Annotated in this window: 25 protein-coding genes and 1 pseudogene; 3 read left to right on the plus strand and 23 right to left on the minus strand. The window is 67.9% G+C overall.

The window, feature by feature from the left end:
• Nucleotides 1–612 precede the first annotated feature (612 nt).
• From ACEXOX_RS27920 to ACEXOX_RS27985, 14 genes are all read right to left on the minus strand, one after another.
• The gene (locus ACEXOX_RS27920) at nt 613–1137 is read right to left on the minus strand and encodes a hypothetical protein (RefSeq protein ID WP_406523920.1); all 525 of its coding nucleotides are present in this window, start codon (nt 1135–1137) and stop codon (nt 613–615) included.
• Complete coding sequence (locus ACEXOX_RS27925) at nt 1134–1610, minus strand: hypothetical protein (protein ID WP_406523921.1); 477 nt, start codon at nt 1608–1610, stop codon at nt 1134–1136. Before ACEXOX_RS27925 ends, ACEXOX_RS27920 begins: the two co-directional genes overlap by 4 nt.
• Nucleotides 1611–1630: 20 nt before the next feature.
• Nucleotides 1631–2059 (minus strand): hypothetical protein, encoded by a 429-nt coding sequence (locus ACEXOX_RS27930; RefSeq protein ID WP_406523922.1) that lies wholly within the window; start codon nt 2057–2059, stop codon nt 1631–1633.
• A gap of 198 nt (nt 2060–2257) precedes the next feature.
• The gene (locus ACEXOX_RS27935; RefSeq protein ID WP_406523923.1) at nt 2258–2497 is read right to left on the minus strand and encodes a hypothetical protein; all 240 of its coding nucleotides are present in this window, start codon (nt 2495–2497) and stop codon (nt 2258–2260) included.
• Nucleotides 2498–3176: 679 nt separating this feature from the next.
• Nucleotides 3177–3509 (minus strand): hypothetical protein, encoded by a 333-nt coding sequence (locus ACEXOX_RS27940; protein WP_406523924.1) that lies wholly within the window; start codon nt 3507–3509, stop codon nt 3177–3179.
• Nucleotides 3510–3575: 66 nt separating this feature from the next.
• On the minus strand, nt 3576–3881 hold the full coding sequence (locus ACEXOX_RS27945; RefSeq protein ID WP_406523925.1) for a hypothetical protein: 306 nt from the start codon (nt 3879–3881) through the stop codon (nt 3576–3578).
• Nucleotides 3882–3958: 77 nt separating this feature from the next.
• Nucleotides 3959–4303, minus strand: a complete 345-nt coding sequence (locus ACEXOX_RS27950; protein WP_406523926.1) for a hypothetical protein — start codon at nt 4301–4303, stop codon at nt 3959–3961.
• Nucleotides 4304–4431: 128 nt separating this feature from the next.
• On the minus strand, nt 4432–4890 hold the full coding sequence (locus tag ACEXOX_RS27955; RefSeq protein WP_406523927.1) for a hypothetical protein: 459 nt from the start codon (nt 4888–4890) through the stop codon (nt 4432–4434).
• A gap of 17 nt (nt 4891–4907) precedes the next feature.
• Nucleotides 4908–5504 carry a hypothetical protein gene (locus ACEXOX_RS27960; protein WP_406523928.1) on the minus strand — a complete coding sequence of 199 codons (597 nt, stop codon included), beginning with the start codon at nt 5502–5504 and terminating at the stop codon, nt 4908–4910.
• A 487-nt stretch (nt 5505–5991) separates the two neighbouring features.
• On the minus strand, nt 5992–6558 hold the full coding sequence (locus tag ACEXOX_RS27965) for a hypothetical protein (protein ID WP_406523929.1): 567 nt from the start codon (nt 6556–6558) through the stop codon (nt 5992–5994).
• Nucleotides 6559–6648: 90 nt separating this feature from the next.
• Complete coding sequence (locus tag ACEXOX_RS27970) at nt 6649–7797, minus strand: PD-(D/E)XK nuclease family protein (protein WP_406523930.1); 1149 nt, start codon at nt 7795–7797, stop codon at nt 6649–6651.
• Between the two features lie 69 nt (nt 7798–7866).
• Nucleotides 7867–8979, minus strand: a complete 1113-nt coding sequence (locus ACEXOX_RS27975; RefSeq protein ID WP_406523931.1) for an AAA family ATPase — start codon at nt 8977–8979, stop codon at nt 7867–7869.
• A gap of 44 nt (nt 8980–9023) precedes the next feature.
• Nucleotides 9024–9362, minus strand: coding sequence for a hypothetical protein (locus ACEXOX_RS27980; RefSeq protein WP_399626305.1), 339 nt, complete (start codon nt 9360–9362; stop codon nt 9024–9026).
• Between the two features lie 160 nt (nt 9363–9522).
• Nucleotides 9523–10098, minus strand: a complete 576-nt coding sequence (locus tag ACEXOX_RS27985) for a hypothetical protein (RefSeq protein WP_406523932.1) — start codon at nt 10096–10098, stop codon at nt 9523–9525.
• A gap of 293 nt (nt 10099–10391) precedes the next feature.
• On the opposite strand from ACEXOX_RS27985, the pseudogene ACEXOX_RS27990 reads away from it, so the two are divergent.
• Nucleotides 10392–12073 (plus strand): annotated as a pseudogene (locus ACEXOX_RS27990) (DUF2079 domain-containing protein).
• Between the two features lie 107 nt (nt 12074–12180).
• Here ACEXOX_RS27990 and ACEXOX_RS27995 read toward each other — a convergent pair.
• The 8 genes from ACEXOX_RS27995 to ACEXOX_RS28030 all read right to left on the minus strand — a co-directional run bounded on the left by ACEXOX_RS27995 (nt 12181) and on the right by ACEXOX_RS28030 (nt 17459).
• Complete coding sequence (locus tag ACEXOX_RS27995; protein WP_125045572.1) at nt 12181–12570, minus strand: hypothetical protein; 390 nt, start codon at nt 12568–12570, stop codon at nt 12181–12183.
• Between the two features lie 657 nt (nt 12571–13227).
• A complete protein-coding gene (locus ACEXOX_RS28000; RefSeq protein WP_406523933.1) occupies nt 13228–13959 on the minus strand; it encodes a hypothetical protein in 732 nt (243 codons plus the stop codon).
• 92 nt (nt 13960–14051) lie between these two features.
• Nucleotides 14052–14258, minus strand: a complete 207-nt coding sequence (locus ACEXOX_RS28005; RefSeq protein WP_398171834.1) for a DUF5999 family protein — start codon at nt 14256–14258, stop codon at nt 14052–14054.
• A gap of 31 nt (nt 14259–14289) precedes the next feature.
• Nucleotides 14290–14424, minus strand: a complete 135-nt coding sequence (locus tag ACEXOX_RS28010) for a hypothetical protein (protein WP_406523934.1) — start codon at nt 14422–14424, stop codon at nt 14290–14292.
• Between the two features lie 86 nt (nt 14425–14510).
• The gene (locus ACEXOX_RS28015; protein ID WP_406523935.1) at nt 14511–15002 is read right to left on the minus strand and encodes a LuxR C-terminal-related transcriptional regulator; all 492 of its coding nucleotides are present in this window, start codon (nt 15000–15002) and stop codon (nt 14511–14513) included.
• Nucleotides 14999–15736 carry a hypothetical protein gene (locus tag ACEXOX_RS28020; protein ID WP_406523936.1) on the minus strand — a complete coding sequence of 246 codons (738 nt, stop codon included), beginning with the start codon at nt 15734–15736 and terminating at the stop codon, nt 14999–15001. The genes ACEXOX_RS28015 and ACEXOX_RS28020 overlap by 4 nt, the downstream gene beginning before the upstream one ends.
• Nucleotides 15737–15788: 52 nt before the next feature.
• Complete coding sequence (locus ACEXOX_RS28025) at nt 15789–16652, minus strand: hypothetical protein (RefSeq protein ID WP_406523937.1); 864 nt, start codon at nt 16650–16652, stop codon at nt 15789–15791.
• Nucleotides 16653–17030: 378 nt separating this feature from the next.
• A complete protein-coding gene (locus ACEXOX_RS28030) occupies nt 17031–17459 on the minus strand; it encodes a hypothetical protein (protein WP_406523938.1) in 429 nt (142 codons plus the stop codon).
• Between the two features lie 697 nt (nt 17460–18156).
• Between ACEXOX_RS28030 and ACEXOX_RS28035 the strand changes: the two genes are divergently transcribed.
• Nucleotides 18157–19497, plus strand: a complete 1341-nt coding sequence (locus tag ACEXOX_RS28035; RefSeq protein WP_406523939.1) for a hypothetical protein — start codon at nt 18157–18159, stop codon at nt 19495–19497.
• Here the strand turns inward: ACEXOX_RS28035 and ACEXOX_RS28040 are convergent.
• Entirely contained in the window at nt 19471–20535 is a 1065-nt protein-coding gene (locus tag ACEXOX_RS28040; protein ID WP_406523940.1) for an NAD-dependent epimerase/dehydratase family protein, read from the minus strand. The genes ACEXOX_RS28035 and ACEXOX_RS28040 overlap by 27 nt on opposite strands.
• Nucleotides 20536–20879: 344 nt before the next feature.
• Between ACEXOX_RS28040 and ACEXOX_RS28045 the strand changes: the two genes are divergently transcribed.
• On the plus strand, nt 20880–21704 hold the full coding sequence (locus tag ACEXOX_RS28045) for a GNAT family N-acetyltransferase (protein ID WP_406526492.1): 825 nt from the start codon (nt 20880–20882) through the stop codon (nt 21702–21704).
• Nucleotides 21705–21898: the final 194 nt, after the last annotated feature.

A 21898-nucleotide genomic window follows, 5' to 3' on the forward strand; every position in this document is an offset into this window, starting at 1 on the left:
TCCGGTGGGAATGGTGCAGATCTCGGAGCCGGTGACGCCACAGTGGATCGTCGCTGTCGGCTGCCAGCCGCAGTCCGGCTCCATCTCCGCCGCATCCATGAGGGCAGCCCACGCCACCGCGCGCTCACGTGATCGCACAGCCGGGGTGAACGTCCATGCGCCGAGCGCCACCCCTTGCCGAGTGGCGGACGCCCCTGCCGCTCCATGAGCTCGGAGTGCAGCTCGTACGCCAGACGATGCGCCTGGCCGAACGTGTGAGCGCGCTTCGTGGAGAACAGGTAGTGCCATTCCGCGAGGCTGTCCTCGGGCCGGCGAATGCACATGCGCCAAGTCCCGTACCGGCCTCGCGCAGATGGCCGGGCCTCCGCAGCGGCTGTGATCAGGCGTGCGCGCCCCGTCCGTGCCGGAGTGCGCGGGGCGAGCGTGGGTGGATCGGTGATCGTCGTACGGGCCGGATTCTTCTCCGTGCGGAGCTTGCTGATGCTGTCGGACATGGTGTTTCTCCAATCGGGCGGCGGCCCGCCGAACCAGGCGGGCCGCCGTGGCAGCATCACCCACGTAGAACGTTTTCTACTATGGATGGCGACGCGGTCAAGCGATCGAGCCCCGAAATCAGCCCTGGTCGAGCCAGAGCAGCCCGTAGGGCGTCTGCCGCAGCGTGCTCATTGCCGCCTTGCTGATGTCGGCTCGAACGTCCGCCCAGTTCACCCGGCCGAACGGATCCCGGTAGGGCTTCACGTCCCAGGCGCCTTCGGGGCTGGCGGAGGCGATCACGTCAGCCACGGAATTGCCGAATCCGACCGCTTTCGCCTCATGTCCCTCGATCAGCAGCCGGAGTTCCGATGGCTCGACTGTGCCAGCGTCCGCGCGGGCTGCCCAGGCCAGAGCGCATCCCCGGCACGAGGTGCTGGGCCTGAAGGTCACCTCGCAGATCACCATCTGAGTGAGGCGCTGCCCGGCTGTTCCTGCGGCTGCCGTTCGGTGCCACCGGCTCGCGGTCGCCCTGGCGGCTGCTTCGGTGCTGGCCGTACGGGAGGACAGCAGGTACGACGACGTGCCGCTGTCGCGGGTGGGTTCATGGAAGACGATGCGCCACGCACCGAGGAACGGCTCCGCCTGCTGGGACGTGCGCTTCACCGGTCGTCTCCCCATGCTTCGGACACCATGCGTGACAGCCACAGGCCGAAGCCGGCGGGGTCGTGCCGTATCCAGTGCTCGGAGTAGAGGGCAGCGAACGCCGCGTGCTTTTCCCGCTCGTCGCGAGTGAGCGGAACGTCCACGCGGGCCTGGTGGCGTCCGCGTGGCCAGGTCGGCCGGGTGGAGCCGGGCGCGGCGTGGTCGGCGTGCCAGTGGGTGTTGGCGCCGATCTGAAGTGGGGCTTGGAGGTGGAGTGGGATGTCCATCAGGGTGAAGTTGGCGATGCTGGTGTGGTAGGTGCCGACGGTTCCCCCGACGGCGTCCTCCGGCAGATCGATCCATACTCGGTGGCCGTACTCCTCGCGGGGGCCGACCTCGATCACGAAGCGGTTGTAGACGATGGCGGGGCCGTCATGGGCGTCGTACGCCGCGCAGACGCGGTCACCGGGCTTGTAGGGGGCGGGGTCGGTCATGTGCTCTCTTCCGATTCTGGTCACTTCTGGGCTGTGGTGGCGTACGCCTTGGCGGCTGCGGCGCGCGAAGCCGTGGCGGGGCATGGGTCGAGGAGGTGCTTGAGGGCGGCCAGGAGGCGGCGGGCGTCGGAGTCGCGCCGCGCGTGGTCGGCGATTTTGATCAGGCTGGCCACGTCTTCTTCCCTGGTGGGGTGAGGGGTGCGGCAGGGACAGTCGCTTGTCGAGTGCGAGTTCAGGGCGTTGAGGGCTCGGGCGTGGTCGGACACGGGTGCGCACTTTTGGTGGCGCTTGAGGGGCCTGGCGCGCCGCAGGTGGCTGTAGAAGCGTTCGCCCTGCCAGCCGCAGACCATGCAGTGGACGGGCCACTGGACGTCGGAGCCGGGGTAGCCGGAGCGGGCGGCCCAGCCGAGTTCGTCGATACGGGCGAAGGCGACGATGGCCGAGACCAAGTTGCGGGGGTGGGATCGAGGCCCACCAGGTAGGAGTCGAGGACGCGGGTGTCCCGCCGGGCTTGGCTGGGATGTATGTCGAGCTGCACGATCGGTGTCTCCTTGGATGGTGTGGAGGGTGAGGGGGTGTCGCCCCCTCACCCGCTAGCTAAATTCTACTATGCATGAGGGGTAGGTCAACTACGCAGAGTTGCGAACTCAGGGGACTGGTGACTCCTGGTGCTGCCGCATCTCCTCCTCGGACATGCGGCCGGCGAGCCCGGCGTACGGCGCCGTCCATGTCCAGCCGGGCCGGACATCCCCGGCGCGCACGACGCCTCCGCTGATGTGGAGGTGAAGGTGCGGAATCGTCACCGACGTGTTGTGGACCCGCAGAACCTCGTACCAAGTGCCGCGGTACTTCGCGAAGTCACCGCGCTGGAAGTCCCCCTCGACCACCGCTTGCGGCCTTCGCAGGTGACTCCGGTACCCATTGCACTGTGCCCCTGATCAGGGGTGATGCGGTGGCGGGTGTACCAGCCGCTGAAGATCTTGTGAGCGGTCGGGTGGTCGGTGGTCAGTCGGTACCAGGTGCTGGCAGCGCAGGTGTCGACTTCCGTGATTCCGAAGGTCACTGGCAGGCCCGCGGCGTCGCGGACGTAACGGCCATCGGTGTGACGCAGCCAGACGGCATCGCCGGATTTCACAGGTTCCCCCGGAGTCGCCCGCGGACAGGAGCACGGCCAGGGACAGGAAGACCAGGAGGGAGAGCTCGTTGTTCGCCTCACTGGTCAACCAGGTGCAGGCGTAGAAAGCGGGGTATATGCCGTTGCAGAACTGGTCCAGAGAGCCGTCCTGGTTGGTGACCGCCCACTTACGCGTGGCGTCGATCAATTCGTGCGCGAAACGGTCCTCGTGGAACGTGCCCCGTACGGCCGCAGTATCGCGAGCGGCCCACGAGGCGACCAGCAGCAACCGGCATCGGCGGTAGGGGGAAGCTGGCCCCACAAGTGCAGCAGTGCGCGGTGGTTGGCGAGTGCGAGGTGCGGTTCGGGATGAGAGAAGTCGGCCAGGATGCGGGAAGTGGTTATCAGGGTGCGTTGCAGGGAGGTGTTGTCGGTCATGGGTCGTTCCTTCTCTACGCGGCGGTTGCGTGTCCTGGTGACGGGTCGGCAATCGGCTCGGAGGAGCGGTGGAGGGCGCGTGCTGCGCTGGTCAGTGCGTAAGCCTCCGCGAAGCGTTCGAGGTGGATGAGCGCGCAGACTTCGAACATCACGACCCAGTGGCATTCGGGCACCGTGTCCGCGAATTCCTCGTAAGAGAGTGGGCGCTTGGCTCCGGCCCGCCGTGTAAAGGCCCGCTGCACGATGTGTTCCATGGCCGTGGCGGCGTGGCGGATCTGCCGCGAGTTCAGGCCGAGGCTGCTGATCACGTCGGCAACCGCCAGCAGCGGGAGGTGTCTAGGCAGCATCAGGGGTGGGGAGTCCTTCCAAGGAGTGGCGGGTTGCTGACGGCGTGCGCGGCCGGCGGTGGTGTGTCAGCAAGAGGCCCACCCGGAGAACAGCCATGTGCCTTCACCGTCGGCGCGGATCGGCAAAGCCCCGGCCGGACCCCACTTGCCTTCCACCCGCGGGTCGCCGATGTCGATCAGGCCGGACGCGCGCTTCATGGCGTCGTCTTCGGTGAGCAGGGCTGTGTCGATGAGTGTGGCCTCGTCCTTTTCGGCGATCGTTCCGGTGTAACCACCGCGGCCGTACTCGAAGGCAGCTTCCTGGCGCGCCTGCTCGAAGGCGGCTTCGAGGGTCGGTCCGGAGGCGGTGGTGTAGAAGGTGGCGGATCCCATGCCTGTTTCTCTTTCGGGTGAGTGGCGCATGACGCGGCCCGCTCCGGTTGGGGCGGGCCGTGGTGCGTCAGTGGCGGTCAGCGGATGTGTACGCGGGGTCGGCTGGTGCGCATGACGCGCAGTCGTCGAGGGGCGGGGGATGCGCAGCGGGGCTCCGGGAAGGGCTCAGTGCTGGCGGTGAGGGCGACGGTGATGGATTCCTCCAGTACGGCTCGGCGGTGGGAGGGCGAGAATTGCTGCGCCCACCGCTCCATGGCCGATCCGTCGGTGTGGTCCTGGCCGGTTGCGTTGGCGTGCAACTGCCAGGTGTCCACGAAGTAGTTCGCCGCCAGTAGGAGCGCGGCTTCCGCCTGGTGCTCGGTGAGGCCGTAGTTGGTGGCGGTTGCCAGGACGGTCAGCGGGTCGGGTGTGGGTGCGTTCACGGGGAGCCTTTCGTTCAGCAGGTGGGTTTTCCCTCCCTGTCATAACTAAATTCTACTATGCCTTGTGGGGGTGTCAATCGAGGACGACCAGGTCGGAACCCAGCGACGTCACCCGCCGCGCGCTTCGGTCACACTGCCGCCGTGGCGGAACCCTTGCTCCGCGACCGCTTGCGAATGCTCGCTGGGCCGGCGGAGCGCACCTGAGCGCGCAGTGCCACCTCCCGGCACTTTCCGCACAAAGGCTCCCCCACTCGCCCGTGACCGGCCACCCCGCCGCTCGTACCGCAACTACCAGCTCGCGAGGGCAGTTTGCCTAGCGCCGGAGCGCCCTCGGCCTTCGCGACCACCCTTCCGTTGATCCACAACCGGGCCGCGCACACGCCGTCGAACCGGCCGGCTTCCGGGCGTACCCGCTCGTAGCACCGGGAGATGAACGGACAGGAGTCCGCGCAGTCCTGCATCAGCGGAGTGCTTGAGGCGATGAGGTCACCGGGCGAGTCGACCAGCGAAGCGTCGGGCACGTACCCGTCCCTGGTGGCGCACGGTACGAGGTCGATCCAGGTGGACGGCTTGGTGGGGGTGATCACGTAATTTTCCTTGGGCGTCAGAAGAGGGACGGGTGGGCCACGGCGGCTGGCACGATGGCGTTCAGCGCGGCCGTCGAGCGCAAAGAGAGGGCGGCCGAACGGCGCGACCATGAGCGGTAGAAGAGGTCGTTCCACGCTTCGGCCGTCCGGTAAGGAAGGGGGCATGTCGTATATGCGGCCGCGTGGGCCTGCTCCGCCTCGACCGCTTGGCGCAGGGCTCCGTAGCGCACCGGCGTCAGTCGCTCGGTGACCTGGACATGCACTTCTCTCCACGACAGGTGCCCGGCACGAGTGCCCGAAGGTGTCTGTACCTCGTACGTGAACCCACCCGAGCCGGGAGTCCAGCAGGTGGAGGCCCCAGCGTCAGGTTCGCCTTCCACGCGCCGCATCCGGCGAGGAGCGGTGGGGTGCCCGAAGTGGTGTGCCGCCCACGCGGTGCGTGCGCTGGCGTCGACGAGATCGATGAACTCCAGCAGCTCGGCCGGGGCGAAGAACCCATGCACGGCCATCTGCCGGTCTTCGTCCCGCAGCTCCGCCGTGAACCCGGAGTTCCCTGCCTTCGGCTCGGCCCGCTCCCGTGGGGCGTCCGATGCGGGAACGGAAGCGTTCGCCATGCCTTCCCTTCATCTAATGATGCGGCCTATTAAGGCGCCTAGTGGACGTGCGTGGTGTTGCTTGCGCCCTCGGCGCGCGCTGAGCTCGCCGTAGGGGATGGGTGTTGGGCGCGCAGCCTGTGGGCGTTCGCCCGAACTGCCCTGAGGTGGTTAAGCGGGTGGCTAGCAGCCCTATCGGCATCATAAGCGGCGACCTATTTCCTGGTCGATGTCGCCCCCACCCCTGAGCCCTGGTCCACCATCCGCTGCCGCGCCCTGCGCATCTCTTCGATCCGGCGCCGAGCCACCTCCGACAAGCCGTCTCCACCCGGCCGGCTCCGAACCTCCGCCAACGTGCCCTCATTCGCCGCCCGCTCAGCCCGTTTGACCCGCTCCCTCTCTGCCCGTTTCTCCGCCTCACGCTGGGCGCGGGGACTCGTCCCGCACCCTCGACACGAACGCCCCGGAGCATCCGGATGAGCAGCACACGCCCGCCCCGGCCCCTGCTTCACCGCGGGCACTGGCTCTTCGCCGCCGACGGGCAATGGCTCCCCTGCGGCGACAGCCGCGGGGGTAGGGGGATTTCTTTCTGAAGGTGTTGGTTGTGGTTACTACTTAGAACCCCCGACGCGCCCGCCTCCGGTTCACCGGCCACCGGTGAACCGACCCCCGGAAACCCGTCTTCGGTCTCCGACGGGCTCTGCGCCTCGGACTCCAGCTTCTTGGACAGCTTCCTGGACAACCGGCGTGCCTCCAGCCGCTCGTATTCCTCAGCCGCCCAGTCCTGCGCTGTGTCGTACACCTCGGTGAACCGCGACAACCGCCCATCCGGCCCCCGATCGGTCACCACCCGGTAGTAGCCGAGCCTCTTCAGCTCCCGCACCGCCTCCGCTACGGCCTCCCGGCCTTCTTTCCCCGCAGCCGCGATTGCCGTGATCCGCACCTGCCAGTTGTCCGGCTTCGATATCAGCCAACCCAAGATGCCCCGCGCCCGAAAACTCAGCCGCTCATCGTTCAGGGTGCTGTTGGGCAACACCGTGAACCCAGAACTCAGGTGGCGGCGCAGAATGGTCACGGAACATGCCTCCAAGGCAGCGCAAGGCTCGAAAAGATCAGAAGGGGAGGCGGACCCCGCACCGCACGTGCGGGGCCGCACAAGAGGGCGTCAGAGGCGTTTGCGGGATCGCGTGACGTTGATGGTGCGCGGAGTTTTCTGCCCCGCCGCGTTACGCATCGGCACCGCCACGCCGGCACGACGGGCCACGGCCACCATGCCGTCCACGTCCGGAACCATGGGAACCGTCAGCCCGGCGTGCTCGAATGTGTCGACCAACGCCTGAACGTCGGGCTCCTCCTTCGGGTTACCGCCGCCCCAGCTCAGCGCGTTGTCCCCGTAGCAGCCCTCGGGTGAGTCGTCGAGCATCGCCCGCAGCACTTGCTTGCGCTTCTTCGATGTGCTCTCCCGCTCACGGTGGCGGACGTACTCCGCCAGCGCAGCCGCCCGGTCCTCGTCATCGTGCACCAAGACCGTCTGCACCGGGCTGCCCGGAGCCGCCCCCGGCCAGCACGCCGACGCCCACGGGCAGTAATCGCACAGCGTCTTCGTCGGCAAACCCGGACCATCATGATCGCGGGATAGTTCCTCGGGAGTGTCCGCTTCCAGCACCCGGTCCACCCACCACCGGGCCTCGTCCGCCAGCCACGGGTCGAAGTCGAACTCGTCGATGTGTTCTTCGCCGGTGTCCCGGCACACGAAGCGAAAGCGGATCCGCTGCACGTCCACCGGCCCTATTCGGTGCAGGTACCGCTGCCCCGGCACATCAGCGAAACCGACCGTGCGCAGCAGATCGGCGTACAGCAGGACCTGCCGCACCTCAGCAGCCGTCGGCCCGTACCGCACCACTCGGTCCCACACACGGCTCGACTTCGTCTTCACGTCCTCCACCGTCAGCACCTCCGCCGGCTGGACAGGCCGGTGCCGCTTCGGCAAGCGAGCGGCCGTCGCGTCATCCAGCTGCACGACATCGATGTGCCCGCGGATCCGGCCGTCGGCGACCGTACGTTCCACCAGCCAGCCGTATTCGGTGCGGGCGGACTCCAGCAGACCGGCGTGGATATAGGTGCCGAGGATCGCGGCCTTCTTGTCCGGTGCGTCCGTGGGCGGCACCTGGTGTACGACGTATCCGGCACGACGCTGGCACACGGTGTCGGATGCGCCGAGCTGTTGTTGCTGTGACCGGGGGCGCCGGGCGTCGACGGCGGTAGCGGCATCCCAGATCGACACCGGGGCTGGTTCGGTCAGTGTTGCAGTCACGCGGTTCTCCAAGAGGGCACGCCGGGCCCGCCCGCGACGGCGGGCCTGGCGCGTACGAGAGGGGGAAGGTCAGGTGGCGGGGGCGTACGGGTCCTCATCGAATGGATCCGGCTCCGGTTCACCCTGCTCGTCCTGCTCGGCGAGGGCCGCGGCGCGCAGTCTGGCCGCATCGCTCGTCGGGTCCTCGATCTTCGGCGGGTTCTTCAACGCCGCTACCTGCTGAGTGATCGCGTGACGCACCACGTTGATCTCGTCCCGGCTGAGGGACTTGTCCGCCCCGACCTTCTTCCACAGCTCCTGGAGTCCCGGAATGCCGTTCTTCTCAGCCGTCTCCTGCACCCTCGCGATCCACGGCTGAGCAAGGTCTCCGGTCAACTGCGGTGCCTGGCGCGGCGCCGAGTGGGGGCCGCAGCCCATGAGGTCGAAGACCAGCGACTCGACCGAGAACTGCGGCACCGCCTTGGGCTTGCCCTCGCGAGGCACCTGGAACTTCAGGGAGCGGGCGCCCACCACGTAGGCGTGATCATCCCCGCGCAGCAGCCGCACCCAGACGGTGGCGTCGAACGCCAGCGACTTCTGGCCCTCGACACGCCACGTCTTCGTGTTCGGGATAGGTTCTCCCGCGCCGTCGATGGCCTGCACTTCCTTGCCGCGCGCCAGCAGGAGCACGATGCCGGGCATGGTGCGCACCAGGTACATCACCCGGTTCCACCGCTCCGTCGCGTCGTTCCACAGGTTCATGCCCGGCTTGATCTCCGCGTCCGGGTCGAAGCGCAGCTTCTTCTGCCCGGTCCTGCTGCGCCGGCCGCGGTCCTGCGTCCAGTTCACGAGCATCCGCCACAGCAGGGACACCGAGTCGATCACCAGCACGACGGGCGGTTCGCCTGCGGCGGCGGCACGCTTGGCTTCGGCGTGCACGGCCTCGACCTGGTCGAGGATGTCGCGGTAGGTGCCGTTGTGCTCGATCAGCAGGTAGTCGGCGCCGGGGACTGCGGCGTATTCGTCAGCGGTGTCCTCGCCGAGCTCTAGCCAGTACGCCTGCCCTGTCCGGTCGCAGCCGGTGAAGGAGGCGGCCAGGTAGCTCTTGCCCGCTTTCTCTTCACCTTCGAGCAGGACCTTCGGCCAAGGGATGGCGCCTGTCGGCTTGCGGGTGCGCAGCTTCGGGACGGTAGGGGTGGTCATGCGGTAGCTCCAGTCCAAGAGGAATAAAAAACGGCGGCCTATTTCTAGGCCGAGCGAAGGCCCCTAAGCTCGAACAGGGCTGACCACTCGGGGTGCAGGTCGATGAGCTTGCGCACGTACCTGGAGCGGTAGTCGTTATTCAGCTTCCATGGCTCGCCGCGAGTCGCCCTGCCGTACTGCCAGCGCAGAACCTCGAACAGCATCCCGATGCCCACGCGCTTGATTCCCTGGTTGACGCAGTCGAGGGTCAGTGTCTCCAACTGGTCCAAAATCCATGGGTTGAGCTGGTGGAACGACTCGAAGCGGTCCTGGATGCTGGCACTTCCGAGAGCCTTGGGGTGCCGCAAGGGCGCAACGGGCAGTTCCAACTGTTCGGGAACCATGATTCCCCCTCCGTTCAAATGCTGCGGCCTATTTTGCGGCATGGGGCGCACCTGATCAAACGCGCCCCTCCTTCGTTGAATAAATTCTACTATGTCTGGGGTGGGGGTCAACTCCGGAAACAGTGGCGGCGCCCGGCCAGACGCCGCCACCTGCTTTTGCCTACCGCTCCCGCAGCGCCTTCTTCGCGGCCACGCCACGCTTCGCGATGAACGAACCCGGCCCGTCGTACCGGCCCGTCCGCAACGCGTCCGCCACATCCTGCCGAAGCTGCCAAGTCGACTTCCGAGACTTCTGCATCGTCACATCGGCGGCGTCGAGCACCGTGTCCAGGAGCCACAAGCGCGAGCCCGACAGCACGTAGTCCGCCGGCGGCAGCATCCCCGTGCTCCGAGTCGCCGCCTGGGCGGCGGCCACCTCGCCGACCCCGAACAACTCTCCATACTCCTGCGTCCCCACCAGAGGAGGAAGCTCCCCCTTCTTCTTAGGGTGCGAAGTCGCCTGCTGCTCCTCCACCACCTTCTCTAGCAGGCCCTCATCCAACTGGCGGCCCTTGCCTCCGGGCGGCAGCGCAACATCTACGACGAGGCCACCCGGCCAAAACGGCTTGCCGGAGACAATCGCCGCATCCTCGTACGTCAAAATCCCCGCCGGCACCCAGCGGTCACTGACCGCTGTCGGCGCGATGTTGTACACCCGCGCGATCTCTTTACGGCCAAACAGCAGCGGCTTCGCCACAACGGTCTCCCTTCCCGAACTAGGAGTAGCAGAATACGCCTAACGGAGACGCTCCCTTCGGGGTGCCCGCAGGATGCCCACGAGCGAAGTGAGGGACAAGCTGACGATGCTCCGCAGCGCCGCTGCGGATGCAACGTGCGGCCCGGCGGTACGCCATCCCTGCAGGGGCGGCCAGGAATCGGCGCTGCGCGTGTTCGCGCTTGACTGGCGCGCTTGGCGCGGATGTGGGTTGTGTGGCGCTAATAGATCAAGTTTTGCGACGTGGCGCGCCGGAGGGAAGTAGCGTCACCGGCATGAGTCGCCGATGGGGCCGAATAGCGAATCAGGACACAGTGTGTCTGCCACGCCAGAGATGCGATGAGGGGACAGGTGGCGCTGTCGAGGCGCTGCAGCAACTGCGCGTGTCGGCCCGGAGGCCGCAGCTCAGTGACAGGCGACGGGGTTGGGCCCTGGCTCTGCTGTGCTTTCTCGTGTGCTGCGGTTTGGGATTCCAGTCCTGGACGGCGTTACGGGTGACGGGGTTCGACCTTGGAATCTTCGACCAGGCGATTCGGTCCTACGCCCACTTTGAGCTGCCCAGGTCACCGATTAAGAACGTGCACCATGAGTTCCCGCCCGGATTCTCCCTCCTGGGCGATCATTTCTCCCCGTGCTCGCGCTGCTGGCGCCGCTCTACTGGGTGTGGGACGACCCGCGCATGCTCATCATCGCGCAGGCTGGACTGTTCGCCCTCGGAGTGCCCGTGGTGCGCAGCATCGCCCGGCACTGCTTCGCAGATGCCACTCCATCCGTCGCGCGGCGAGCGGCTGATGGAGCGGGGCTGGTGTACGCGTTGGGCTGGCCGCTGCTGAACGCCTCGTATACCGGCTTCCACGAGGTGGCCTTCGCGGTGCCACTCACGCTGCTGATGCTTGAGCGGGGACTGGCCCGCCGCTACGGCCTCGCGGCACTGTGGGCGGCCCTGCTGTGCATGGTTAAAGAGGACATGGGACTGGTGGCCGGATTATTCGGCCTGGTACTGGCGATACGTGCACACCGCTCAGACCATCGCACCGGCCGGACAGTAGGTATTGCGGTGATGGCGGCCGGACCACTGATCTCTGCTGTAGTGATCACATGGTTCCTGCCAGCGATGGGCAGCCCCGCCGGCTACTACTGGTCCTACGACCGCTTAGGAGCAGGCCCGGGCGACGCCTTGCGTCACATTCTCACCGAGCCATGGGTGGTTCTTCAGGTTGCCTTCACCCCAGCCATCAAGCTGGCCATGCTGGCGTGGCTACTGGGCACGCTGGCATTGCTGCCGCTCGGTTCGTTGACGATGCTCCTGGCAGCGCCGTTACTGGCGGAACGGATCCTGTCCGACAATCCCAACCACTGGCCGGTGATCAACCACTACGACGCGTTTCTGTGGCCCATCCTGATCACCGCCTCCCTGGAAACCCTGGTGCGGTTGCATCGAAGCCGACCAGCACGTCGCGGTGCCAGGGGAGGCAGGCTCTCGATGCGATGGGCAGTCGTCGCAGTGACCTTGAGCTCGGCGGCCGCGGTCTTCCTCGGCTTAGGTCTCCTTGCCTACCCAGACTCGTGGCGGCCCTCAGCGGACAAGCGCGCCCTAGCTGAGGCTGCTGAGCGAATTCCCGACGGTGTGACGGTCGAGGCGGACAACGTCATCGCTCCTCGACTGACGTCCCGCGCCGACGTGGTCATTGTTGATGGGATCCCGCGTGGAGCCGACTGGGTGCTGATGCGGGAGAAGGAACGCGCCTTTCCTTTTGCCGCAGTGGCCGAGCAGCGCGACCGGATCAGTCTGCTGCTGGCCCATGGATATCAGGATGTGTGGCGCCGGGACGGGGCGGTGCTGCTGCACCGCGTCCGCCCCGTACCCGTTCCTGGCATGAGCCGCCCAGGCCCCGGCAGCTCGCCAGTCCGTGAACAGGTGCCTTCAGACGTGGGGCGCAACCTGTTCCAGCGGTAGAGGACGCCCGGCCGGCGGGGGGTAACAGCGGCGGGGCCGGAGAGGGAAAGCCCGCTCCGGCCCCGCGTTGGTGCTGGGGCGCTCACGCGCCCAGGCGTTGGCCTTGGTTACCGGCTGATCTTGCCGGTCATCCAGGTGCCGCCGCTGTTCTTGTCGATCAGCTTGCCACGGCAGGCGCCCTGGCTGCCCACGGAGAAGACGTAGGTCCGCACCTGCCCCGCGGAAATGTAGAACGACCCCTCGTCACCGAACCAACGGCCGTTGTCACACACCAGGTTGAAGTCCGCGTGTGCCTTGCCGCCACGCGTCTTGTGGTAGCTGATGTTGTAACCCTTCGGATCGGCGGACAGACACAGGCTGCCACTGCCGGTGTTGACGCAGGAGGTGCCAGCGGTGATGGCAGGTGCGGCCTGCGCCGACGGCCCGAAGGCCGCCATGGCCCCCACCATGGCAACGGTCGAAAGCCCAACGCCAGCGATACGGCGAACAATGGTCATTTGTTCCCCCTTCTCATCATGTCGCCCCCCTTGGGACGACGAGGAGGAAGCTACCAACCCGGAGTCGAGCGTCCGTGCGATTAACGGCTCCATGCTCGACGTTCTAGACGTCCCTGAAGTAAAGGTTTGAGCTCGCCCGCTCAGGGAAACCAGGCGACCTGGAAGCCACACGAGCCTCATGTTTCACTCGAATAACAGCTTCCGCCTCAACCGCTCTGGCCTCTCATGCCGACTGAGCCACTTTGGCTGCTAATAGCCCAAGCGCCGCAGTGGTCACGGTGGTTATGAGAAGTCCTGATCTCGCCCATACACGGCCCGCCCGCCGATTATGAGGGCGATCACTTCGGGAAGTGACTACTGAAGCGGAGCCGCACTTCCTATGTGCTGCAGTGAAGGCCCCACGGCTACCGCCGAAGCAGGAGAATCATGCACGGCATCACGGGCCTACCAGATAGCGCAGGCGCCGGGACCAAGCTCGTGACCTGGGCGTTCAACCAGTCTCAGACGAAGCATCGGTCGCCGCCTGCGGGGCGCTGAGCGGTTGGGCTGACTGTCATTGCGCACTGTTAGTCTGGCAGCACCCTTTCCAAGAGGTGTAGCGAAGGCCCCGAGTCCACGGACCGGGGCCTTCGCGTTTCGCGCCGAGCGCCGGCTCCATCAACACGTCCGCTGCGCTTCGAGACCTTCCGCAAGCGGCGGGCGACCAGCGATCCCCACTCGGAAGGGAACACCCGGAGTGCGCATACGCCGAACGGGCTTCCTGAACCGCCCCACCGAAAGCCGGACGCCCCTGACGAGAGGCTTCTCGTGAATGCGACGGTCGACCAGCACTTGCCACAAGAGACCGTCACCGTCGCTGACCTCGTAGCGCCCCGCCTGGTCAGGAGCTAGCCGAGCGACAGCGGCCGCGCGATGCGCCGTGGCCACGTAGGCATCGGCGATCGACATAGAGGAGTTCCCGCCGCCGACGAGCCGGACGTAGGTGCCCACCATGTCTTCGTTCATCCGCACTGGCAGCGACGAACTGAACGACAACAGGTAGCGCCACGGAACGATGCTGTCAGCGGGCGGCAATTCCCCGCGCGCCAGAGGAAGCCATGACCGCGCCCCTTCCGGCGGCGGGTTCACCGCAAGGCCGCACCGCGCCGCCCTGTGACCGGTGCGGTACTCGAACGCGCGCAGCCCGGTCGCCCCCACCACCATCTGGTGGCACAGCCCATGCTTCGCGCTGCGGTCACGCACGCAGTACAGCCCGCGCTCGGCCGAATGCCTCCAGGTGCCGGCGACGATCAGGTGCATGGTCAGTGCCCGCAGAAGACAGGCACCGAACCAGGTATCGATGCGGTGAATACCCGAGAAAGCACCCGTGATCGCCGGAGACACGTCCATGGTGTGCGGGGCCCTTAGGGCAGCCGCGGGTGCTTCGCACGGTTCCCAGACTGTTCCGTCCACAAGCCGCGAACGGGGGTTGAGGAGGTAGGTCACGTCACACTGCCTGCCACTTCACGGCGGCCCGGGCGGCACGGGCGGATGACTTGGCCGTCGGGCAACAGGTCTCCGGTGTCCTCGAAGTGCACGACACCGTTGCACAACAGGCTCCAGCCCTGTTCCGGGTGGGATGCGACCAAGTGGGCGGCGTCCCGGTCGGCTGCCTCGGCCGACGGGCAGGGCGGCTGGTGCTGACACATGAGCAGTCCTCTCACGACACGTTGACGGCCGCTACATCAGGCCGTGCCGGTTGGGGGCCGTGCAGTGGCCTTCGGTGGTGCCGCAGCCGATGCAGCCCAGCCCCTTCGACGGGAGGTCCTGGTCCTCGTTCTGGTTGTCCTGGTCGCTGGTGTTCTGCTCGGGCATCGTGTTCCTCGGTGTAGTGGTGTACGGGGAAGTGGGTGCCGCCCAGTGGGCCAGGGAGGATCGCTCCGGCGCACCGAGCGGCTGTCTCAGGCGGCCTTCTCGGGCCGGGCGGTGCGGGGCGGACCGCAGCCGTCGGCGTCCTCGTTGAGGAGGCCGTGCTGCTCACAGATGCGCATCGCCTCTATGCGGTCGTCGGCCCCCAGCTTGCTGAGCAACCGGGCTACGCCGACCTTGGCCTGGTCGTAGCTCTCGCCGTTCTTGGCAGCGATCTCGTTCAACGTCAGGCCGTCGGCCACGTCCCGCAACAGACCCTGTTCGTCGCAGGTCAGCGCGGGTGCCTCGCCTTCGGCCGTGCCGGGATGCACGTACCGGAGGCGGAAGGCGACGCGGGCCAGCGTCGCCCGGTGCCCCCGGACGCCGAGCTTGTGGCGCAGCATGACCAGATAGGTGCGCACGCTCGTCGGGGCCACACAGAGCACGTCGGCGATTTGCTTGTTGGACTTGCCTTGCGCAACGAGGGTGAGCATCTGCTTCTCCCGGGCAGTGACGTGCGCGGGATCGACCGGGGGCGGAGTCATCGGCTCCTTCTCCTTCGAGCGTGTCGGACACCGGTGCGTGACGGCGCGGGCCCGGGACGCGCGCCGGTGGTGGGGGAGGGGCGTGGGGCCCAGGCCGACTCGATGGTGCAGCCAGCCAGGGTGGCCACGAGCTGGGACGCCAGCACCCAGCGCACGTCCGGGGCGTCGTAGAGCCGGGTCACCCCTGTAGCCGGGACGGGCAGGGGCCGACCGGGGAGGTAGAGCCGTCCGAAGATGCCGTCGAGGAGCGGTTCGCGTACGCGCACGGTGACCCAGTTGTCCCGCAGGTGCGGGCACTGCTCGGTGACCTTCTCCACGCAGCCGCCACGGCAGACGGGCGGGTGGACGGTCAGCTCCCCTTCCGGCCAGTCCGGCCGGTCGGCGCGGCCGTCTTCCAGCAGCCACAAGACGCCCTGCTCATTACGGTCGGCCGGCTGGCGGCACGTCTGGCAGCGCAGGCGCCGCATCGCGTACCGCTGCCGCACCGAGTGCACCTTGGAGAACAGCGGCCTTCCCCCGCCCTGGTGCACCTGGCGCCGGACCCACAGCACACCGTGCCGGTCCCGGTCGTACAGCTGCTCATCCGCGAAGGCGATCCCGTCCCCGCCACGGGCGGGGACGACGGCGGAGGGGAGTTCGTGCTCGGCGCTCCAGCGGGTGACGTACGGGACGAGGCCCGGCGGCCAGGGAACGCCGGTGCCTGGTGCTGCTGGTGCGATTGCCGGGATGGTCATGGGCGGCTCGTTCTCTGTCCTTGAAGGAGTACGGGGCTCAAGACGTGCGGGTTCACAGGCCGACGCGCCGCAGCCACGCCTCGGGCTGGGTGATCTCTTCGGCGGTCGGCACCAGGCTCAGGTCGTGCCAGACCTTGTTGAACCGCGCGACGTCACCTACACCGGCCATGGCCGCGGCGACGAACCGCGCCCCGTCGTCCCGGGGGTCCAGGGCAGCCCCAGGCGGTTCCGCCGCGGTCGTGGTGTGTTGCTGTGCTCGGCGGTCCTGCTCGCGGATGATCCGCAGGTGCAGCCGGTAGCGCCACGAGCGACGTAAGACGTTCGCGGCCGGCGGCCCGCCGAACGTCTCGCTGGTGTAGCGGCGTTCGGCCCATTCGGCGTGTCCCTCGAACAAGGCGGGCACCGCCCGGTCGTCGCAGGCGTAGCGGCGCACCGACAGGCGGGGCGGTACGACCGCGCCCTGACTGGTGAGGATCTGCCCGTGATGAACACACTCGTGCACCAGAAACCGGTGCAGGGCCAGGCGATCAGGCCGTAGCCCGGTGTGGTGCAAAGCCCGCGGCGCGATGAGCGTCTGCGGGCGCCCGCCCGGATCGGTCAGCGTCATGCCTTCCTGCAGCGGCCAGGTCCACTCCGCCTTCCTGCGCCAGGACGCCACTTTCTGCGCGGCTTCTGCCCGCTCCCGCTCGTAGACCTCGGAACCGGCGAACGCCTGCCGCACGCCACGATCGACGTAGGCCACCACCTCCTTCCGCCACACGCGGGGCGTCACCAGCCGGAAGGTGACCGTGGGCGTCGCCAGGCCGGTGATCTCCTCCAGCCGCGGCGCCGCCTCAGCCAGCACCTGCCGCACCAGCCGGGCCAGCCTGCCGGACCAGCCGGTTTCATCGCGGACGTTCACTTCGATGCCGCTCACGACGCGTCCCCCGGAGTGCGAAGGGGCCCCGGGGCGGTGGAGGGCAGGGGTGCGCTGGCGTAGAGCGGCACGGATATCGTCCCGGCGGGGGTGCGCTCTATACGCACCCGCCCGAGGTACTGCCGGGCTGGCACCGGGCGGCACGCCGACCACAACAGGACGGGGGTGGCTAGGCGCCTAGCCGTAAGCAGGTGGGAAGTCATGTCTTCTTTCAAGGCGAGGGAATGGATGGGGTGGGCCCCTTCGCCGGGGCAGGCATGGACCACGGGGCCCGGCGAAGGGGCTGCACTAGAGGCCGGAGATCCGGCCGGCGTCAAGCACGCAGGACGGTGACCAGCTCGCCCAGGCCGTACAGAGACGGCAGACACACCACGGCCGTCAGCACGGCCGCGCCCGGGTGCCGCCGCAGCAGCCCAGCGGCGCGGCGCGCACAGCCCGCGCGCCGACGGTGGGCCCGAGGCGGTGCCGGGGGCTGGGGGCGACCGGCCCGGTGCGGCGCCGGGGCAGGCGCGCGGTGACGGCGGGCGGGGCCGGGCAGCGGTTCAAAGCGTCGGGGCCCGCCCGCAGGTAGCGCACCTGCTGCTGGAGCACTTCCGCCAGATGCACCATGTGCAGCGTCGGACCCATCGGACCGGGCGGCGTCTCCTGCTGCACATGCCGGGCCCGCGCGAGCAGCAGCCGCAGCACCTGCGGCGCCTCGTCAGCGGCCTGGTCCCTCAGAAGGACCGTTACCTCCCGGAGGTGCTTCTTCAGCCCGGCGATGCGGCGGTGCACCTCGGCGTCCGCCAACAGTGGCGAGTCCGTCATCAACACCGCGTCGGCCGCATGGGCAGCCGCGCGGATGATGTCGCTGTCACGCCCAGCCTTAAGGCAGACCAACGCCCGCTCTAACTCATCGATGCCCCAAGGGTTTTGCTGTGGCGACGTGCTGTGCGCCGTTTTCCTCATCAACGGCGGGCGCGTGCCTTCGAAGGCGGGGGCCGTGGCTCTTGCGGGGGAAAGCATGTGCGCTCCAAGGTAAGGAAGCGGCTGTAGTGGCATACGCTGCGGCGAGTTCGGCGGAGCGCAGGCGGGTGAGCGGCACACGGGACTCGGGGGCATCGTGAACGCCTTTCGAACACTGCACCGCGGTGTACGGAAGCCTCGCGAAGAGCTTTCGATGCCAACGCGGTACGCGCCAGTTGTGGGAGCGACGCAGGTTTGATGCGTTGCCCGGAGCCCGCTCGACCCGGTAGACGTTCACCGTCGCGAGTACAAGGACAGCGGCCGCACGGTCATCACCAGCGGTGATGCCGGGCCAAGCGGGTAGACAGAATCCCGCTCAGGCGCCCAACACCGCCATCTCACGCGGGTATCACTTCACCGCTCACTGAGGTGCTGCCCGCGCACGGTGGTGTCGCCTGGGTATCACCTGGCGCCAAGCAGTTGCGCCTGCGGGGCATTAGGGAAAAGTGACGTGGACGACGGTCAGGCTCCGAGTCCCGTCGAGCCGAAAGGAGTGCACGTGGCCCCGCAAGCTGCTCCCACCTTGCTCAAGCGTCTGGTGGACGACGCCCACCAGACCTACGAGGTCTTCGCGCAGGACTACCAGGAGGCCGCGAGGGAAGTCGCAGCGCAACGACAGGATCGACGCATCGCCACAGCAACCGTCTCCGAAATCACCTTTCGCCGCTGGACATCGGGAAAGGTGCAGACCCTCCCCCAACACCCCGCTCCCTTGATCCTGGAGCACATGTACGGGCACCCGGCGCGGTCCCTATTCCAACCGGCCCCCGAAGCCTCCTTGCGGGCCCTCGCCGTCTCCACGATCGAAGAAAGCGAACTCGACATGACCGCTCGCGACGCTGCCGCTCACGCGGAGGACGCCGCCTCCCTCACGGTGCCGGACATATCGCTCGACCGGCTGCACGACGCGATCCTCGACATCGCCCGCACCTACAACAGCACCTCCCCACCCGAAGTGCACCGCAAGGCCAAGGAACTGCTCCTCGACGCGCAGGACAAGCTCGAACGTACCCAGGTGCTGCGCCAGCGAGAGCAGCTCTACCTCACCGCCGGGCAGGCCGCGGCCATGCTCTCCGCCGTCTGCTTCGACCTCGGTGCCCTGCAGCCGGCCGTCCAGCACTCGCGCACGGCGATCCTCTACGGCCAGATCATCGAGCACGGCCCGCTGCAGGCATACGCCCACGGTGCCCTCGCCTTCCTCGCCTACTGGAGCGGACGCCCCTCCGACGCCCTCAACCTCGTGCGTACCGCACAGGGCTTCGGAGGGCTGGGCGCCACCGCCCGCTCCCGCCTCGCTGTCATCGAAGCCCGCGCCCACGCCCACCTTGGCGACCGCGAGCAAGCCGTCCGGGCCGTGCGCGACTCCCTCGACATCCACCACAGCGATCGCGATGAGCTCCACGACGACATCGGTGGGGAATTCGGCTTCACACCCGAGCGCCTGGCCATGAGCAACGCCACCACCTTCCTGCTCGTCGGCGACGCCACCGGGGCCGAAGAAGCCGCCACCCACGCTCTGCGCCTGCTCGATGAGCGCCCCGACGGCGCACGGCCGATGCTCATCTCCTCACAAGCCTCCACCGACCTTGCCCGCGCCCGCCTCCTGCGCCGCGAACTCGATGGGGCATGCGAGGCCCTGGAGCCGGTCTTCGACGTGCCCCGCGACTGGCGCGGTGCCGGTGTCCTCGAACGCCTCGCCGCCGCTCGCGCCCAGCTCACCCACCCGGACTTTCGCACCGCAGCCCAAGCCTCCGACCTCGGTGAGCGCATCGAGGAGTTCTCGGCGGTGTCCGTCTCACGCAACCTGGGTGGATCAGCGCACCTCGCCCTCGACACCTGACGCGGACCAACCATCGAAAGCCGCCAGGAGCTGCCGCTCCCGGGCTGCGTCGAGGCCGTGCTCTGCAGCCCGCGAGTGCGCCACCGGCACACCCCCGTCACACAGCCACTGCCACGTCGCCTCAACCGTCTCCGCCAGCGGCCGGCACACCAACCCGGCCGCCTGCGCCTGCTGCGAGGCGATATTCCACACCCCCGCGTGGGTTCGCCACAACGGAAGCTCCGTCCACTGCTCCACGCCCGCTTCGAGCAGGAAGGCATCCGGCACCCAGGACAGCTCGCCGCGACGCCCGGTCACCTCAAGGCACGCCTTCAGGAAGCCGCCCATCGTCTCGCGACCGACCGGCGCCACCACGTTGTACGCCCCGCCCACCGACGCCGCACCCTGCTCCAGGGCGAAGGCCGCGACATCGCGCACATCCACCGGCTGAATGCTCTTACCCGGATTCCCCGGCGCCAGGATGCGCCCGCCCCGCTCCGCACGGCCCAGCCACCATGGCAAGCGCCCCACGTATTCGCCCGGCCCCAAAATGACGCCCGGCCGCAGCAACACCGACCGCTCCTCCCCGAACGCCTCCAGCACCGCCCGCTCGGCCCCAGCCTTCTGCCGCCCGTAGTACCAGTCCGGACCGTCCCATCCCTCGGGAAGCCGCCCGTACTCGGCATCCGCATCCGGCGGCCCGTCCAGCAGCTCCGACTGCTCAGTCAGCGGATCACTGGGCCACCCCCGGTAGGCGTTGACCGTCGAGACGTACACGTACCGCTCGGCCACTGCCTGAAGGGTGCGGGCGCCGGCCAGGACGTCGCGCGGCGGCAGCGCCGAAGACGACGTATCCACCACCACATCCCACGGCCCGTACGCCGCCAGGGCCGACAGGTCCTCCGGATCCGTCCGGTCACCGCGCACCGCTCGCACCCCCGGCACGTCTGGGCCCGAGCGTCCGCGGTTGAAGGTGATCACCTCCCACCCACGCCGCAGCGCCTCCTCGGCAACAGTCCGACCCAGAAACCACGTCCCGCCCATAATGAGAATCCGCATGGACAGATCGTGCCCTCCAAGAGCCGGACCCCGCCATCTTCGGCGCACTCTGCACCCTGCTCCGTCTGGCCCTCGGCAGGTAGCATCCGCGGCATGTACCCGGTGACTCGCCGCAGCTCACGCCTCAGACTGCGCGAGCTGACCACCGAAGACGTGGATGCAGTGCACGCCATCTACGGCGACCCGGCGGTCACCGAAAACCTCAGCTTCACCCCGCGCACGCGCGATGAGGTCGGCGGCATCGTCGCCCGGGGCATCGCCGCAGCCACCGTTACCCGGCGGCAGGAGTACGTTCTCGCTGTCGTCATGCAGGGGGCGACGGTGATCTCATCGGCATCACCCGTCTGGCCACTGACCCGCACCAGCAGAAGGCTGCCACCATGGGCTTCGCCCTGCGGCCCGATGCCTGGGGTGTCGGGTACGGCCGGGAGACCGTACGGCTGGCCCTCGACCTGGCCTTTACCAATCTCGGCCTGCACCGCGTGTGGGCGGCCCGGGCCCCGCGCAACGAGGCATCCGCCAAGACACTGCTCGCCGCCGGCATGGTCGAAGAAGGGCGCATCCGCGGGCACGTGTTCGTCCGGGAAGCGTGGCGCGACTCCATCACGTACGGAATCCTCAAGGACGAATGGGCAGCTCGAAACGGTCCCGGTAGAAACGTGTCGCAGGCTGCCTGTGCCATCGGGCTCACGAGAGACGTCCTCACCGTGACCGCACCTCTCACCGTCCAGCGCCACCGCCGGATCATTGACGTCCACCTCCTGCTGATCCGCGACAACCGGGTCCTGCTCAGCCTGCGCCAAGGCGGATACGCCTCCGGGCAATGGCAGGTCCCCTCCGGCCACCTCGAAGCAGACGAACCTACCGACCACGGCACCGTCCGAGAAGGATGGGAAGAGATCGGCGTACGTGTCGACCCGGACCACCTCGAACTCGCTCACGTCATGGACCACCGCGCCCCCGGAGAAGACCCCCGCTTCGGCATCTTCTACCGGGCTCACTCCTGGGAAGGCGAACCGTACAACGCCGAACCCGACAAATGCGGCGGCATCTCCTGGTTCCCCTTCAGCGACATCCCGGACAGGACCGTGCCCTACCACGCGGCCGCCCTACAACACATCGCCGCCGGTCGCATCAGCAGCAAGTTCGGCTGGAAGCCCAGGCCCTGATCCTCGCCGACATCGGCTGATCGCTCCGCGACAAAACCGCTGGTCAGTGCCCGTCCAAGCCCGCATAATCCTCAGATGCCACGTTTCGTGTGTGACCATTGCCGACGTCCTCTCACCGAGCCGGTCACCAAGGTCCGCACTCCACGGCTGATTCCCCCATCACAGACTCCAGGTGTACGGACCCGTCCGGCGCG

Origin of the sequence: Streptomyces sp. Ac-502 (assembly GCF_045222935.1) — a bacterium.
In the GTDB taxonomy this organism is placed as follows: Bacteria; Actinomycetota; Actinomycetes; order Streptomycetales; family Streptomycetaceae; genus Streptomyces; species Streptomyces monomycini.

Coding starts and splice junctions, on each gene's coding strand:
- ACEXOX_RS27925 (WP_406523921.1), bottom strand. CDS start 1,610: ATGACCGACCCCGCCCCCTACAAGCCCGGTGACCGCGTCTGCGCGGCG.
- ACEXOX_RS27940 (WP_406523924.1), bottom strand. CDS start 3,509: ATGCTGCCTAGACACCTCCCGCTGCTGGCGGTTGCCGACGTGATCAGC.
- ACEXOX_RS27945 (WP_406523925.1), bottom strand. CDS start 3,881: ATGGGATCCGCCACCTTCTACACCACCGCCTCCGGACCGACCCTCGAA.
- ACEXOX_RS27960 (WP_406523928.1), bottom strand. CDS start 5,504: ATGGCGAACGCTTCCGTTCCCGCATCGGACGCCCCACGGGAGCGGGCC.
- ACEXOX_RS27975 (WP_406523931.1), bottom strand. CDS start 8,979: ATGACCACCCCTACCGTCCCGAAGCTGCGCACCCGCAAGCCGACAGGC.
- ACEXOX_RS27980 (WP_399626305.1), bottom strand. CDS start 9,362: ATGGTTCCCGAACAGTTGGAACTGCCCGTTGCGCCCTTGCGGCACCCC.
- ACEXOX_RS27995 (WP_125045572.1), bottom strand. CDS start 12,570: ATGACCATTGTTCGCCGTATCGCTGGCGTTGGGCTTTCGACCGTTGCC.
- ACEXOX_RS28000 (WP_406523933.1), bottom strand. CDS start 13,959: ATGGACGTGTCTCCGGCGATCACGGGTGCTTTCTCGGGTATTCACCGC.
- ACEXOX_RS28005 (WP_398171834.1), bottom strand. CDS start 14,258: ATGTGTCAGCACCAGCCGCCCTGCCCGTCGGCCGAGGCAGCCGACCGG.
- ACEXOX_RS28010 (WP_406523934.1), bottom strand. CDS start 14,424: ATGCCCGAGCAGAACACCAGCGACCAGGACAACCAGAACGAGGACCAG.
- ACEXOX_RS28015 (WP_406523935.1), bottom strand. CDS start 15,002: ATGACTCCGCCCCCGGTCGATCCCGCGCACGTCACTGCCCGGGAGAAG.
- ACEXOX_RS28020 (WP_406523936.1), bottom strand. CDS start 15,736: ATGACCATCCCGGCAATCGCACCAGCAGCACCAGGCACCGGCGTTCCC.
- ACEXOX_RS28030 (WP_406523938.1), bottom strand. CDS start 17,459: ATGACGGACTCGCCACTGTTGGCGGACGCCGAGGTGCACCGCCGCATC.
- ACEXOX_RS28040 (WP_406523940.1), bottom strand. CDS start 20,535: ATGCGGATTCTCATTATGGGCGGGACGTGGTTTCTGGGTCGGACTGTT.